At 69.4% G+C, this 14,630-nt stretch carries 11 protein-coding genes; 8 read left to right on the top strand and 3 right to left on the bottom strand.

What is annotated here, in order from left to right; translation table 11 throughout:
• Positions 1–81: 81 nt before the first annotated feature.
• Both KY572_RS14200 and KY572_RS14195 read right to left on the bottom strand, forming a co-directional pair.
• Entirely contained in the window at positions 82–2,466 is a 2,385-nt protein-coding gene (locus KY572_RS14200; protein WP_224243140.1) for a DUF5011 domain-containing protein, read from the bottom strand.
• A gap of 69 nt (positions 2,467–2,535) precedes the next feature.
• A complete protein-coding gene (locus KY572_RS14195; protein WP_224243139.1) occupies positions 2,536–3,171 on the bottom strand; it encodes a double zinc ribbon domain-containing protein in 636 nt (211 codons plus the stop codon).
• Positions 3,172–3,305: 134 nt separating this feature from the next.
• Here KY572_RS14195 and KY572_RS14190 point away from each other — a divergent pair, with 134 nt between their 5' ends.
• Positions 3,306–4,196 (top strand): hypothetical protein, encoded by an 891-nt coding sequence (locus KY572_RS14190; RefSeq protein ID WP_224243138.1) that lies wholly within the window; start codon positions 3,306–3,308, stop codon positions 4,194–4,196.
• Between the two features lie 10 nt (positions 4,197–4,206).
• Here KY572_RS14190 and KY572_RS14185 read toward each other — a convergent pair whose 3' ends face one another.
• Positions 4,207–5,892, bottom strand: coding sequence for a CotH kinase family protein (locus KY572_RS14185; protein WP_224243137.1), 1,686 nt, complete (start codon positions 5,890–5,892; stop codon positions 4,207–4,209).
• A 209-nt stretch (positions 5,893–6,101) separates the two neighbouring features.
• On the opposite strand from KY572_RS14185, the gene KY572_RS14180 reads away from it, so the two are divergent.
• From KY572_RS14180 to KY572_RS14150, 7 genes are all read left to right on the top strand, one after another.
• Positions 6,102–6,638 (top strand): QcrA and Rieske domain-containing protein, encoded by a 537-nt coding sequence (locus tag KY572_RS14180; RefSeq protein WP_224243136.1) that lies wholly within the window; start codon positions 6,102–6,104, stop codon positions 6,636–6,638.
• 8 nt (positions 6,639–6,646) lie between these two features.
• Positions 6,647–8,362 carry a cytochrome b N-terminal domain-containing protein gene (locus KY572_RS14175; RefSeq protein ID WP_224243135.1) on the top strand — a complete coding sequence of 572 codons (1,716 nt, stop codon included), beginning with the start codon at positions 6,647–6,649 and terminating at the stop codon, positions 8,360–8,362.
• 58 nt (positions 8,363–8,420) lie between these two features.
• Positions 8,421–8,759 (top strand): c-type cytochrome, encoded by a 339-nt coding sequence (locus KY572_RS14170; RefSeq protein WP_224243134.1) that lies wholly within the window; start codon positions 8,421–8,423, stop codon positions 8,757–8,759.
• A 66-nt stretch (positions 8,760–8,825) separates the two neighbouring features.
• Positions 8,826–9,104 (top strand): hypothetical protein, encoded by a 279-nt coding sequence (locus KY572_RS14165; RefSeq protein ID WP_224243133.1) that lies wholly within the window; start codon positions 8,826–8,828, stop codon positions 9,102–9,104.
• A 112-nt stretch (positions 9,105–9,216) separates the two neighbouring features.
• Entirely contained in the window at positions 9,217–10,809 is a 1,593-nt protein-coding gene (locus KY572_RS14160) for an adenylate/guanylate cyclase domain-containing protein (RefSeq protein WP_224243132.1), read from the top strand.
• A gap of 214 nt (positions 10,810–11,023) precedes the next feature.
• Positions 11,024–13,012, top strand: a complete 1,989-nt coding sequence (locus tag KY572_RS14155) for a protein kinase domain-containing protein (protein ID WP_224243131.1) — start codon at positions 11,024–11,026, stop codon at positions 13,010–13,012.
• Between the two features lie 14 nt (positions 13,013–13,026).
• Entirely contained in the window at positions 13,027–14,619 is a 1,593-nt protein-coding gene (locus KY572_RS14150) for an adenylate/guanylate cyclase domain-containing protein (protein WP_224243130.1), read from the top strand.
• The last annotated feature ends 11 nt before the right edge of the window (positions 14,620–14,630 follow it).

The following is a 14,630-nucleotide window of genomic DNA, read 5'->3' as shown; positions in this document are numbered from 1 at the left end:
GAGGTTCGTCAGGCCTGGAAGAAAGACGGGCGGCTCTCTCGCGAGGGCCGCCCGTCGTGCTTCAGGGAGGAGACTCCCGGCTCACCAGGGGCAGTTGACGACGTCCACCGTGCGCGTGAGCGACGGGGCGCTGTTGCCGGACGAGTCCTGCACGGAGTAGGTCACCGTGTACGTCCCGGCGGCCCACGCGTTCACCCAGCCCGAGCGCGACACCGACTGCGTGAGGTCGCCGTAGCACAGGTCCGAGGCGGTGGCGCCCGGATCCACGAAGTTGCCGCTGCCGCACTTGTGCGTCACCCGCGACGGACCGTTGAGCGTCAGCGTCGGGGCGCGCGTGTCGGACACATTCACCGTGCGGATGGCGCTGGAGATGTTCCACTGCTCATCCCAGGCCATGTACTGCACCGAGTAGGTGCCCACGACGGACGTGTTGGGGCCCGGGCCGTAGTCGTCCGGATCCTCGCTGCCCGGCACGCCGTCCCCGTCGTCATCCCCGGAGTTGAACTTGTGCACCTGCAGGGGGGCGCCACAGCCGTTGGTGGCCGTCGCGCTCGGGTCCACCCAGGTGTCCACGCCGCACTCCAGCTGCATGGTGCTGTTGCCGTTGAGCACGACGCTCGGCGCCCCGCTCGACGCCTGCACCGTCACCGTGCGCGTCAGCCCCTGCGCGGTGTTGCCCGCCAGGTCCGTCACCTTGTAGCTCACCTCGTACGTGCCCGGCAGGCTCGGCGCGCCGCCCACCACCTGCACGCGGCTCGAGACGTCGCCTCCGCAGGCGTCAGCGGCCACCACGCCATCGGTGAGCGAGCCGCCGCAGCCGACGACCAGCTCGCTGGGGCCCACGAGCGCCAGCGTCGGCGCCTGCGTGTCCACCACCTTCACCGGCACGGTGCACGTTCCCCGGTTGCCCGAGGCGTCCGTGCCCTGGAACGTCACCGTGCTGTCCCCCAGCGGGCGGGAGGACGGTCCGCCGGCCAGCGTGGACTGCCCCTCGCAGTTGTCCACCATCGTGGCCGCCGGGATGAGCACCCTCGCCTGGAGATTGTCGGTGCACTCGGCCACGATCGGGGCCGGGCAGGTGAGCGTCGGCGCCAGCGCATCCACCACCGTCACCGTGGCAGTGCACGAGGACGAGAGCCCATGCGCGTCCGCGCACGTGAGCGTCACCTGCTGCGCGCCCCGCCCATACGGGCCGCCCGGCGTCTGCACGCAGGTGATGGCATCTCCATCCGGATCGCTCGAGCCGTTGTTCACCGAGGCCGTGGCGCCGCACGTCGCGTCCGCGTTCGCCGTCACGTTGCGGCAGCGCGCCACCGGCGGAAGGTTGGGAGGCGCCACCCAGATGGCCTCGACCGTGGGAGCCGTCTGCGTGGTGCCCGTCGGGTCCACGAAGCTGGCGGTGATGAGGTCCGTCCCCGTCTCGCCATTCGCCGGGTACGTGAAGGAGGCCTCACCCGCGGCATTCGAGACCGCCGTGCCGCTGTGGCCCTCGTTCGGGCCCGCGCCCACCTGGAAGGTGACGGTGGCGCCCGCGATGGGCTGGAGGTCCCCATCGCGCACGGTCGCCGTCACGGTGTGCGAGCTCACGCTTCCCACCACATAGGTGACGGTGGCCGGAGCCAGGGAGATGATCCCCGGCAGCTGGGCCGACGCGCCGCCGAGGATGATGTTGCGCTGCATGCCGTCGGCGGCCAGCACCTGGAGCCCGCCCAGGTCTCCCGAGAAGCTGCTGTGGCACGGGCCGGCCTGGATGTCCCAGTTCGTCAGCCCTGGGAACGCGGCCTGGCCCGCCGGAGTCAGCTCCAGCGTGAAGACGTCGCAGCCCGCGCTCTCGGACTCGACGATGCCGGGGATGAGCGCCTGGAGCCACCCATACGCGTCCGGCCCGGAGCCGTGGGAGAGCAGCCCGCCTCCGGAGTTCACGAAGTCGGCGATCTCCAGCGCGTGCTCGGTGAGCACCGCCGCCTCCGCCGGGTCCAGATCATTCACCGCCCCGGTCCCCACCATGACGAGGATGGCGGGCTGCACCGTTCCGGCCTTCAGGTCCTTGAAGAACTGCTCGATCTCGTAGGGCCCGTCATAGAAGTACGGGTTGAGGTCCGCGGCGGTGGCGGCGTAGACGTAGGCCGTTCCCGCGTTGCAGCAGAACTCCTCCTTCTCGGTCGCGGAGCCCAGCACGGCCACGCTCCCATCGTTGGGCCGCTTCACCTCGGTCTTCAGGCTCTCCAGCGCCCTGCGGATGTAGAACCACCCTTCGAGCAGCTCTCCGCTGCTCGTCCGCGAGCCGTGATCGGTGAGGTCATCGCCTCCGAGAATGACGGGCCCGCCGCCGGCGCTCAGCAGCTTCGCCTGCGCGGGAGGTGGAGTCGCGACCGGCTCCGCCGTGGGACCACAGCTCCACACCACTGCCAGCAACAGCGCCTGCACCAGCCCGACAGCAGGCGCAGGGATTCGACGAACATTCATGACTGCCCCCTCTCCAAGAGAGGGAGCGCATGTTACAGTTTAATTAGAAAATTCAGAAGCAACTAAAACTCAGGCGTTCCGGGGAGTACCGCAGTCCGGACAGAACTTCGCCCTGGCGACCATCTCGGCGCCGCATTTGCCACAGTTGGCCTTGGCAGACAGGGGCTTGCCGCACTCGGCGCAGAACTTCCCGCCTTCGACGCGCGCGTTGCAGTGGGGGCAGGCCACCATCCGCTGGGCCTTCATGTCCAGGCCCTCCACCTGGTCCACCTTGCGAGCCTTGTCCCAGGCCTGCTCCACGGAGACCTTGGCCTGGATGTGGGCGGCCTCCTCGGCGAGGTTGGGCGCGCAGTCCTCGCACAGCCCGCGAGACTCGTTCCAGCACGACTGCGGGCACACCCACTTGCCGCAGCGGGTGCAGTTCTTGAAGTGGCGCTTGGCCTCCTCCACCGCATTGCCGTACGCGTCGTCCCACGCCTTGCCGCGCAGCGCGTCCTTCACGTGGTCACCCGCGTAGGCGGCGCGCGACAGCGCTCCACCGAAGAAGGAGCCCGCGGCCTTCAGGAAGCTGGAGGCCAGCCCGAGCGCGCTCCCCTCGAAGGCGGACATGTGCCCGTTGTTGCACTTGTCGCAGTAGAACTCGAACTGGAACCCCTGATCATTGGACCGGTCCGTGTAGTTGCGGGTGAACTGGATCATTGCCATGGGGGAACATCTCCTCCGGTGAGTCGCTGCCTTTTCACGCTACCACGGCAACTCCGCCTCTCATCTTCCGATAACCCGAGGGTTCCCTCGCTCCGCGAGCAGGGATCCGTCTGGTCATTTCCCCCGGAGTCACCATGAGACTTGCTGTGCGTGCGGCGCTGGCCGCCTCGCTTGCCGTCACCGTTCTGGCCGCTCCCCAGGCCCAGGCCACCAACTACACGCTGTGGATCCACGGAAAGAACGGCGGCGGGACGCAGGCCGGCAACTACGCCGACTTCTCCAACTGGGGCCCGAGCAGCACCGCGGCGGGCGTGAACAAGAAGGCCGTCAACTGGGACGGGCGGCAGAAGATCGGCGGCCAGAACTACCGCATCCGGGACGCGCTGGACTGCTTCTGCACCGGCGACAACTGGTGCTACATCGCCGTGCACAGCGCGGGGGACCTACAGATTGGCTACGCGCTGGCGCTCTACGGCGGCACCGCGCGCTACAAGAAGAACGCCACCCCCAACTCCAGCGGCGTGTGCGGCAACACGGACGGCACCACGCAGACGGGCTGGAACATCCGCTGGGTGGACGTGGCCTCGGGCGCGGGCGGCGGCAGCGAATTGGCGGACAAGGGCGAGTGGGCCACCAGTGACGCCATCGTGGGGGACCTGGTCACCACCACGGCGCGCGCCATGTACAACCACAACACCACGCGCTCGGTGTGGTTCTACATGTTCGCGGGCTCCAAGGGCACGTTCTACTCGGGCCTGCTGCCCGGCCAGGATGACGACGCGGTGTCGTACCACTCCACGGGCGGCGTCGCGGGCAGCGCGGGCGGGGCGTACTGCAACCCGTCCGACTGGCTCTGCAACGACTTGACGACGGGCACCGCCGCCTGCGAGGGCAACCACGCCAAGTGGAGCTACCACACGGTGTCGCTGCGCGATGACGGCGAGGCCTACTCCCACGGCGCCGCCGGCAACTGGCAGGGCATCGTCAGCAAGGTGCGCGAGGACGTCGTCACCTACGCCCGGTAGGCCCGGCCGCTCAAGGCAGCCGGCGCTCGAGCAGGTCCCAGCGCTGGTCCACCCACCGGCGGATGTACTCCACCTCCTCGGCGTAGGTGGTGAAGTCGGTGCGGTCGGCCCAGCGCTCGAAGGTGCGGTACTGCTGCCCCCAGCGGGCCTCGTCGCGGCGGGCGGAGGCGTCGAACTCGCGCACGTACCCGTCGATGAGCTCGAGGACCTCCGCCTTGGACAGCGGGCCCTGCAGCAGCTGGCGGTAGCGCTCGCGCATGGGTCCGGAGATGAGCGGATCCTGCAGCATGCGAGCGAAGAGCAGGTTGTCGCTCGCGAAGTCCGGCAGGGCACCGGACGGGTGCCGCCGGGTGTCCCAGCCCTGGCCGAAGCTGGCGTCGAGGTCCCACGGGATGAAGCGGGTGGGGCGGCTCGGCTCGCGGGCCTGGAAGTGGTAGGCGTTCTTCGCGCTCGAGTCCGTGCCGTGGATGAGCGTATTGAAGATCCACCAGTCCTCGTAGTCCTGGACGTCCATGAGCTGGCCGCGCTGCTCGCGGAACGTGAGGCTCGTGGAGTCCGCCACGAAGGCCGTGAGCGCATCCAGCCCGTCGAAGGCATGCGGCCAGCCCTCGGGAGGCTTGCCCTCGCTCTTCTCGAAGCCCTGGTGCAGCGTCGTCTTCGGCAGGCCCTCCGAGTCGACCCGCGCGAAGTTCGCGTCGGCGTCCACCGCCTTGAAGAGGTCTCCCTTCTTGGACAGGCCGTGGCGCTCCATCAGGTCGTCATCGACGTGGTCGGCGGCGGTGAAGACGCCCCAGTAGCTCCCGTTGCGGTAGACCACCGCGCTGAACGTCTCGAGCTGGATGTGGTCCGGCGACATGCGGTTCCACAAGTCGAAGGCGAGCCGTGGCCGGATGTACGAGTTGTCGTTGAACGGGGTGATGAGCACCACCCGACGCCGCTTCACGAAGCGGCCCCCTGCCTGGGTGGGCTCGTCGAAGAGCTCATCCTCCGCGAACTTGAAGGTGAAGCTGCGCTTGGGGAACACGCTGGAGGTGGCACCCCGGTACTTCGCCTCCATCGTGTAGCGGTGCCCGCGGTAGACGAGCTGCGCCGGGCGATAGCCGCCCGCGGTGAGCTGCCCCTCGAAGAAGAGGTGGAAGACGGGCAGCCCGTACTCCTCGGGGTACTTGGCCGGGTCCACGACGGGCACGTTGCCCGGGGCCTGCCAGTTGTCCACCACGCCTACCTCGAGCGTCCCCGTCTCTCCCGTGGAGCGCTCGGTGAGCGTCAAGGTCCAGAGGGCCGCCTGGTCCTTGCCCGGCGTCCAGCGGAAGGTGCCCGTCGCCTCGTCCATGCTGGCCCCGGCGGGCAGCGGAGACACCGCGAAGCGCAAGTCCGGCCCCGCGAGCCCCTTCGCGCAGCGCAGCGTGACGGTCAGCGTCTCGCCTTCGAGCAGCCAGCGGCGCGCCCCGCCCTCCGGCTCACAGCGGGTGGCGCGTGGCCCCTCGGGAGTGCCCGCATCCGGCAGGGGCGTGCCACCGTCCCCCGGAGAAGCGGGCGGCTCGGGCAGCGGAGGAATCAGGATGGGAGGCAGCGGAATGGAGGGCTTCTCGCCACTGCCTTCCGCTCCACCCGATGACGAGGGACTGCACCGCAGCGCCAACACACAGGAGGCCATCAACAGGGCCCCGCCCCAGAACCTCACCCGACCCGCCATGCCCCCACCCCAAGCCGCAAGACAACCCTGGAGAAGGAGTAGTCACTCCGAGTGGCGATGGCAGCTGGCCCGGGAGATCCGGTGTCGCCGCAAATAGATGCCCCAGGGAGACCCGTGAACCGGAGCGACACCCGGAGGCTGGGGCAACCTGCCCCACGGTTCCAATCAATGGTTCATCCCTGAACACCCCTCTATACTGGCCGGCGGCCATGTCCGAGCCCTCCACTACTCCCCCGACCCGCCGAAGCTTCCTGAGTGCCCTGACCGTGCTGCTGGGAGGCGCCATCACGGCGCTCGCCTCCATCCCCGTGCTGGGCAGCCTCTTCTCTCCCCTGCGCGCCGCGCCCGCCACCGGCGCCGCCGACGCGCCCATCCCCGTGGGCACCGTCTCCGAGTTCCCCGTGGGCGTGCCCCGCCGCGTGGAGCTGATCCGCTCCGTCACGGATGCCTGGAGCCGCTCGGACGCCACCACCGTGGGCGCCGCCTGGGTGACGCGCAACGCGGATGACACCTTCACCGCGTTCTCCACCATCTGCCCGCACCTGGGCTGCGGCGTGAACCTGGACAAGCAGCGCAACATCTTCGCCTGCCCCTGCCACACCTCCGCCTTCGGACTGGACGGGAAGTTCCAGACGGGCCCCGCGCCGCGCGGCCTGGATCCGCTGCAGGTGGAGGTGCGCGGCAAGGAGGTGCTCATCCACTACAAGCGCTTCAAGCAGGGCACCCCCGAGCGCGAGACGGTGTGAGGCCCTCCATGCTCAAACGCTTCGACGCCTGGCTGGACTCCCGTACCGGCCACCGCGCCCTGCTGCACGCCGCGCTGTACGAGAACGTGCCGGGCGGCGCCCGCTGGCGCTACGTGTTCGGCTCGGCCGTCACCGTCCTCATCCTGATGCAGGCGGCCACCGGCATCGCGCTGGAGCTGTACTACAGCCCGTCCACCACGGACGCCTGGGCCTCGGTCAACTACATCGAGACGCAGGTGATGCTGGGCTCGCTGCTGCGCGGCATCCACCACTGGGGCGCCTCCGCCATCGTCGTCGTGGTGGCGCTGCACCTGCTGCAGACGCTGTGGGCCGGCGCCTTCCGAGCCCCCCGTGAGCTCAACTGGCTGGCGGGCTTCATCCTGCTGCAGATCATCCTGGGCCTGGCGCTCACCGGCTACCTGCTGCCGTGGGACCAGAAGGGCTACTGGGCCACGCAGGTGGCCACCTCCATCGCCGGCACGGTGCCGCTCATCGGCCCCAAGCTGCAGACGTTCCTCCAGGGTGGCACCTCCTACGGCAACCTCACCCTCACCCGCTTCCACACGCTGCACGTGCTGCTGCTGCCCGCGGCGCTCTTCTCCGTCATCGCCGTGCACGTGGCGCTCTTCCGCAAGCACGGCGTCACCCCGCCGGACCTGCCGGCCGCGGAGCTGGAGCGCAAGGCCGAGCCCTTCTATCCCCGGCAGCTGCTCTACGACACCGCCGTCTCCGCGGTGGGCGTGGGCGTCATCTTCTACCTGGCCTGGCGCCTGGGCGCGCCGCTCGAGGCCCCGGCCGATCCGTCCTCGCAGTACCTGGCCCGCCCGGAGTGGTACTTCCTGCCGCTCTTCCAGCTCCTCAAGTACTTCGAGGGCGGCGCCGAGCTGGTGGGCACCATCATCCTGCCCGGCGTGGCCATGGGCTTCCTGGCCGGCCTGCCCTTCATCCACGCCGTCTTCTCGCGCCGCATCCCCAACCTCCACCGGGTGCTCGCCGGGGCCCTCACCGTGGGCCTGATGGGCGTGGGCGCGCTGGGCGCGCTGGCCGTGAGCGCGGACAGGAGCGATCCCGCCGTCGCCGCCCTGGCCGCCAAGGCCCACGAGGAGGCCATGGAGGCGCGGCGCCTGGCCTCGATGGGCGGCGTCCCCGCCTCCGGCCCGCTGAACCTGTACCGGAACGACCCCCTCGTCTGGGGCCACCGCGTCGTCGTCTCGCAGTGCCAGAAGTGCCACAACCCCTGCGACACCCAGCCCTACAAGGGCAGCCCGTGCCTGGAGGGCTACGCCTCGCGCGCGTGGATCTCCCGCTTCCTGCGCAACCCGCGCGCCCCGCACTTCTTCGGCAACACCAAGATTGACGACATGGAGGCCTACACCGGCCCCCAGGAGTCCGCGGATGCCCTCACCGAGTTCATCTACTCGCAGGGCGGGCGGCCAGACGTGACGGTGGCGCTCGCCAAGAAGGGCGAGGAGCTCTTCGAGTCCGAGGGCTGCGCCAGCTGCCACACCCTCGACGGCGTGGGCAGCGGCCTGGGGCCCGACCTGAAGGGCTGGGGCTCGCGCGAGTGGAGCTACGCCTTCATCCGCACCCCGGATGCCACCCGCTTCTTCGGCGAGCTCAACGAAATGGAAGCCTTTGACCACCTCCGCCTACCCGAGGAAGAGCTGCAGGCGGTGACGGCCTGGCTGCACGCCCAGGGCTCGCAGCCCTTGAAGTTTCCCTAGCCGGGGGCGTCCCACCGGCGACTCATTTCACCCGTAGAACGCTGTGGAGGCAGTAACCATGAAGACGCGGTTTGCCCTCGTGTTGGCCCTGTCGCTCTCCGCCACCGTGTACGCCGAGGACACCTCGGCCGACATCTGGAAGGCCAAGTGCAAGAGCTGCCACGGTGAGGACGGCAAGGCGAAGACCAAGATGGGGGAGAAGGAGAAGATCCCCGACATGAGCAACCCCGACTGGAAGAAGCGTCACTCGGACGAGAAGATCCGCGACGCCATCACCAACGGCTCCAAGGACAACGCCAAGATGAAGCCGTTCAAGGACAAGCTCACCCCGGAGCAGATCGACGGTCTGGTGAAGTACATCCGCGACCTTCCGGAGACCGCCGCGCCTGCCAAGTAGCCTCGGGCTGAATATACCTGGGGACGGGCCGTCGACCCCCTACGAAGCCCGCACGGAGCCGTCCCCATGAAGACCTTTACCGTCGCCCTGCTCTTCATCCTGTCCCTGGTCACCCTGTTCACCGCGGCTCGCGCGGACGCCCTCAGCCAGCCGAGCATCCAGCCGCGCATGGCCCGGCCCCAGGTGCTGCCCGAGGGTGACGAGGACAAGAAGGACGGCAAGGACGACGAGGAGGACGAGGAGGAGTACCGGGCCCTCAGCCAGCACGCCGCCCTGGAGCTGGTGGATCCGGGTGGCCAGGACGCGGTGCTCCTCCTTCGCATCGCCGCGCTGCGCGGCCCCTGAGCACTCCCACAGGCCTGTTGCACCCTGAGCCTCCGGGCGGGGGGCGCCAACTGGCAGTGAAGCGGAGACAGGAACCAGCGGACGGGCCACTGGCTGCTACGATGGCGGGCGCATGTGGCTGATCGTAAACCCAGGACTGCTCGACGAGCAGCAGCACCCGGTGCCCGAGGGGCACACGACCATCGGTCGGACCGAGGAGAACACGATCCGGGTGCTCCACATGAGCCTGTCGCGCAAGCACGCGCGGCTGGAGCGGGACGGAGACCGCGTCGTCCTCGTCGACCTGGGCAGCAAGAACGGGACGATGGTCAACGGCACGCGCGTGGACCGCTTCTCGCTGCGCGACGGGGACTCCTTCCAGTGCGGAGACGTGACGTTCAGGCTGGTGTCCGCGCCGGACGCCTTCGAGCCCACGCACGTCCAGGGGCTGAAGACGCGCTTCTCGCCGCTCTCCATGGAGGAGTTGCTGGAGCTGGACCGGGCGCCCGGGAGCGCCTCGGCGCTGAGGGTGAAGTCCGGCCGCGAGGCGGACGTCCGCTCCTCCGAGAAGCTGCGGGTGCTGCTCAAGGTGAGCCAGATGCTCTCCTCGCCGGGCCCCATCGACGGGCTGCTGGAGCGCGTGCTGCGCCTGGTGTTCCAGATCCTCGAGGTGGACCGGGTGGCCATCCTCCTGGTGGACCCCGCGACGGGGACTCTGCGGCCGCGGGTGGCCCGGCTGTCCACGGGCGAGCTGCCCTCCGGCTCCTTCTACAGCCAGCACGTGGTGGAGTACGTGCGGCACCACAGCGTGGCGGCGCTCTTCGGGGACGCTCGCGAGGACCCCCGGCTGGATGGGGCCAACTCCGTCATGCTGCAGTCCATCCGCTCGGCCATGTGCGTGCCGCTCAAGCCCCAGGATGAGGTGCTGGGCGTGCTGTACGTGGACAACCTGGCCCAGGCCAACCGCTTCACCGAGGAGGACCTGGAGTTCCTCACCGCCTTCGGCAACCAGGCCGCCATCGCGCTGGAGAACTCCATGCTGTCGCAGCGGCTGGCCGAGGAGGCCGTGCTGCGCAACGCCTACCTGCGCTTCTTCCCGCCCGCCGTCATCAAGAAGCTGCAGAGCGAGCGCCGGGCCCAGCTGGGCATCGTCGAGACGGAGGTGACGGTCCTCTTCTCGGACATCAGCGGCTTCACCTCGCTGTCCTCCACGCTCCACCCGCGCCAGGTGGTGGACCTGCTCAACGAGTACTTCCCGGCGATGGTGGACATCGTCTTCCGGTACGAGGGCACGTTGGAGAAGTACATCGGCGACGCGCTGATGGCCGTCTGGGGCGCGCCCTTCTCCCAGCCCGAGGACGCGGACCGGGCGCTGCGCGCGGCGGTGGAGATGCAGCGCGCCCTGGCGGACCTCAACGCCCGCTGGCGGGCGGAGGGCAAGCCCGAGCTCAAGATTCACGTGGGGCTCAACACGGGCCGCGTGGCCGCGGGCAACATCGGCTCCGAGCAGTACCTGCAGTACGCCACCATCGGGGATGCCACCAACGTGGCCAGCCGCATCTGCGACGCCACGCCGCCCGGAGAGATTCGCATGGCGGAGGCGACGTTCCTGCGCACCCAGGAGCGCGCCTGGCCCCTGACGAAGCTGCCGCCCGTGCAGGTGAAGGGCAAGCAGGAGCCGCTCACCCTCTACCGGGTGGACTGGCGCGACGGCCCTACCCGCTGAAGGAGGCCCCCTCCAATCCCATCCACCCCCAGCACAGGGCCCCGGGAGCCAGGCAGTCATTACCGTGACCTGGTAATTTCCCTGGAGGTCCGCCCACAGGCTGTTCTACAAACAACAGCAAACACGATAGGCTTCAGACTCATTGAAAATGACGGGCAGCGGCGCCCCAGGTCCACCTGGGGAAGGCCATGGCCTCGGTTAACGGGTAGGGAGCATGTCCGAACGCCCCATCGGCGGCAGGTACATCCTGGAGCGGAGGATCGCGGGTGGTGGCATGGGCACCATCTGGCGAGCGCTCGATGAGCAGCTCCAGCGTCACGTGGCGCTCAAGCTGCTGGCGTCCCACCGGCTGTCTTCGCCGGGGGCGCGGCAGCTGTTCGCGCAAGAGGCCAAGGCGGTGGCCCGGGTCCACAACCCTCACGTGGTGCAGATCCACGACTACGGCATCGACGGCGAGATGCCCTACATCGTGATGGAGCTGCTCGAGGGCGAGGACCTGGAGGCGCTCCTCGAGCGGCGCCAGCGCTTCACTCCGGCCACGGTGGCACCGCTGCTCCACCAGGTGACGCGCGCGCTGACCGCGGCGCACGCCGCCGGAGTGATCCACCGGGACCTCAAGCCGGCCAACCTCTTCCTGGCCCGCATCGACGGCGAGGAGCTGGTGAAGGTGCTCGACTTCGGCCTGGCCCTGCTGAACGTGGGCTCCGACAGCGGCTCGGAGAACAAGGAGCTGGCGGGCACTCCCCGCTACATGAGCCCCGAGCAGATGCAGGGCCAGCGCGCCCTGGGCCCCAGCAGCGACCTCTGGTCCCTGGCCGTCGTGCTCTACCGGCTGCTCACCGGCCAGTTCCCCTTCTCCGCGGACGCGCTCGATGCGCTGCGCGCCGGCGCCTCCCTCACCGCCACGCCTCCCTCCAGCATCGTGCCCGAGCTGGGCGCGGAGGCGGACGCGTTCTTCGCCCGCGCGCTGATGGCGGACCCCTCCCAGCGCTTCTCCTCCGCCCGGGAGATGGCCGCCGCCTTCTCCTCGCTGCTGCTGGGGGGCAAGCCCACCCGGGCCGCGAAGATCCTCGTCGTGGACGACGAGCCGGACATGGCGCTGGTGATGAAGCAGCGCTTCCGCAAGCAGATCCAGGACTCGCTCTACGACTTCATCTTCGCCGCCAACGGCGAGGAGGCGCTGGAGCTGCTGCGCCAGCACCCGGAGACCGACGTCGTCCTCTCGGACCTCAACATGCCGAAGATGGACGGGCTCACCTTCCTGGGCCGCGTCGGCGAGGTGCACCCGCTCGTCAAGGTCATCATCGTGTCGGCCTACAGCGACATGAGCAACATCCGGATGGCGATGAACCGCGGGGCGTTCGACTTCCTGGTCAAGCCGCTCAACTTCCAGGACCTGAAGACCACGCTGGAGAAGACGCTCAAGCACGTGAGCGAGATGCGCCGCATGCTGCGCTCCACCGAGGAGAACGACCTGCTGCGCATGTTCGTGCACGGCGGCGTCGTGGAGCGCGTCCTGTCCGCCGTCCGCGCGCCGCTGGGCATGGCCGGAGAGCGGGTGGAGGCGACGGTGGCCTTCATCGACATGAAGGACTTCGCCCCCGTCATCCGCGACGACCACCCGGAGGCCGCCATCCAGCGGCTGAACGCCAACTTCGAGGTCATCGTCCCGGAGCTGACCTCCCGAGGCGGAGTGGTGGACAAGTTCATCGGAGACGCCGTGATGGCCGTGTTCCGGGGCCAGGGGCACCTGGGCCGGGCGCTCGATGCGTGCCTGTCGGCGCGCCAGCAGCTGAGGACCCTGGCCTTCCGTGGCGGCGAGCAGTCGCCGTATGCCCATGGCGTGTGCATCGGCCTGGACTCGGGCGAGCTGCTCTCGGGCAGCATCGGCGCCCGGGCGCTGGGCCGGCTGGACTACACCGTGCTCGGAGACGTGGTGAACACCGCGGCCTGGCTGGCCTCCATCGCCGGCAAGGATCAGATCCTCATCCGCGAGGAGCTGGGCACCCGGCTCGACTCGAGCTTCGAGTGCACGGCGCTCGGAGCGCGCCAGACGCCCGGCTCGGGCCTCTCCGTCCGGATCCACGAGGTGACGGGCCGCAAGCAAGCCGTGCCCACCGCCGCGGACTCCACGGCATCCGTCGCTCCCTCCAAGGAGAGCCCGGTGCCCCTCATGGCCGCGGCGCCTGACCGGAACGCGTAGCCCGCGGAGGACCCATGTGGCTCATCATGAATCCCGGCCTCGTCTCGGAGCGGGTGCTCCCGCTGCCCGAGGGGCCGACGACCATCGGACGCACGGAGGAGAACAGCGTGTGCGTGCTCCACGCCAGCCTCTCGCGCAAGCACGCGCGGCTGGACCGTGAGGGCACCCGAGTCGTTCTCGTCGACCTGGGCAGCAAGAACGGAACGTTCGTCAACGACATCCGGGTGAACGCCCCTCACGAGCTGCGCTCGGGGGACTCCTTCCGCTGCGGGGAGGTGTCCTTCAGGCTGACGCTCCCCGCCAGCGAGCCCAGGCCCACCCACGTCCAGGAGCTGCAGACCCGCTTCTCGCCGGGCGCGATGGAGGATCTCCTCCTGACCGACTACACGCCCGGCAGCTCGGTGCTGAAGCTGCGACAGGTTCCCTCCAGCGACGGCCGCGCCGCCGAGAAGCTGCAGGTGCTCCTCAAGGTGAGCCAGATGCTCTCCTCGCTGGGCCCCATCGACGAGCTGCTGGAGCGCATCGTCCAGCTCGTCTTCCAGATCCTCGAGGTGGACCGCGCGGCCATCTTCCTGGTGGACCCCACCAACAACACGCTCCGGCCCCGGGTGGCGCGGCTGTCCTCCGGAGAGGTGCCCTCCGGCCCCTTCTACAGCCACCAGATCATCGACTACGTCCGCAGCCAGAGCGTGGCCGCCCTGTTCGCCGATGCCCTGCAGGACCCGCGGCTGGAGGGGGCCTCCTCGGTGATGATGCAGTCCATCCACGCCTCCATGTGCGTGCCGCTCAAGCCGCGCAACGAGGTGCTGGGCGTGCTGTACGTGGACAACCTCTCCCAGGCCAATCGCTTCACCCAGGAGGACCTGGAGTTCCTCACCGCCTTCGCCAACCAGGCCGCCATCGCGCTGGAGATCTCCATGCTCTCCCAGCGCCTCGCGGACGAGGCGGTGCTGCGCAACACCTACCTGCGCTTCTTCCCCGCCCCCGTCATCAAGAAGCTGGAGAGCACCCGCGGCGCGCCGCTGGAGCGCGTGGAGACGGAGGTGACGGTGCTCTTCTCGGACATCAGCGGCTTCACCTCGCTGTCCTCCACCCTGCACCCGATGCAGGTGATGGACCTGCTCAACGAGTACTTCCCGGTGATGGCGGACATCGTCTTCCGCCACGAGGGCACGTTGGAGAAGTACATCGGCGACGCGCTGATGGCCATCTGGGGCGCGCCCTTCCCCCAGCCGGACGACGCGGACCGGGCGCTGCGCGCGGCGGTGGAGATGCAGCACGCGCTGGCGGACCTCAACGCGCGCTGGCGGGCCAAGGGCAGGCCCGAGCTGCAGATTCACGTGGGGCTCAACACGGGCCGCGTGGCCGCGGGCAACATCGGCTCCGAGCGCTACCTGCAGTACGCCACCATCGGGGACGCCACCAACGTGGCCAGCCGCGTCTGCAGCGCCGCCGCCGACGGGGAGATCTGCCTGGCCGACGCCACCTTCGAGCGCACCCGGGAGCGCGCCTGGCCCATGGAGAAGCTGCCTCCCGTGCAGGTGAAGGGGAAGAAGGAGCCCCTCACCCTCTACCGGGTGGACTGGCGCGCCCGGCCCACCCGCTGAGCGCGCTGTGC

This window comes from Hyalangium gracile (assembly GCF_020103725.1).
GTDB classification, from domain to species: Bacteria; Myxococcota; Myxococcia; order Myxococcales; family Myxococcaceae; genus Hyalangium; species Hyalangium gracile.
Note: the sequence above shows the minus strand (reverse complement) of the source record. Positions and strands in the feature narration are given on the sequence as shown.

Bases quoted from the DNA above. Each gene is read 5' to 3' on its own strand.
- KY572_RS14200 (WP_224243140.1), bottom strand. From the start codon at position 2,466: ATGAATGTTCGTCGAATCCCTGCGCCTGCTGTCGGGCTGGTGCAGGCG.
- KY572_RS14195 (WP_224243139.1), bottom strand. From the start codon at position 3,171: ATGGCAATGATCCAGTTCACCCGCAACTACACGGACCGGTCCAATGAT.
- KY572_RS14190 (WP_224243138.1), top strand. From the start codon at position 3,306: ATGAGACTTGCTGTGCGTGCGGCGCTGGCCGCCTCGCTTGCCGTCACC.
- KY572_RS14185 (WP_224243137.1), bottom strand. From the start codon at position 5,892: ATGGCGGGTCGGGTGAGGTTCTGGGGCGGGGCCCTGTTGATGGCCTCC.
- KY572_RS14180 (WP_224243136.1), top strand. From the start codon at position 6,102: ATGTCCGAGCCCTCCACTACTCCCCCGACCCGCCGAAGCTTCCTGAGT.
- KY572_RS14175 (WP_224243135.1), top strand. From the start codon at position 6,647: ATGCTCAAACGCTTCGACGCCTGGCTGGACTCCCGTACCGGCCACCGC.
- KY572_RS14170 (WP_224243134.1), top strand. From the start codon at position 8,421: ATGAAGACGCGGTTTGCCCTCGTGTTGGCCCTGTCGCTCTCCGCCACC.
- KY572_RS14165 (WP_224243133.1), top strand. From the start codon at position 8,826: ATGAAGACCTTTACCGTCGCCCTGCTCTTCATCCTGTCCCTGGTCACC.
- KY572_RS14160 (WP_224243132.1), top strand. From the start codon at position 9,217: ATGTGGCTGATCGTAAACCCAGGACTGCTCGACGAGCAGCAGCACCCG.
- KY572_RS14155 (WP_224243131.1), top strand. From the start codon at position 11,024: ATGTCCGAACGCCCCATCGGCGGCAGGTACATCCTGGAGCGGAGGATC.
- KY572_RS14150 (WP_224243130.1), top strand. From the start codon at position 13,027: ATGTGGCTCATCATGAATCCCGGCCTCGTCTCGGAGCGGGTGCTCCCG.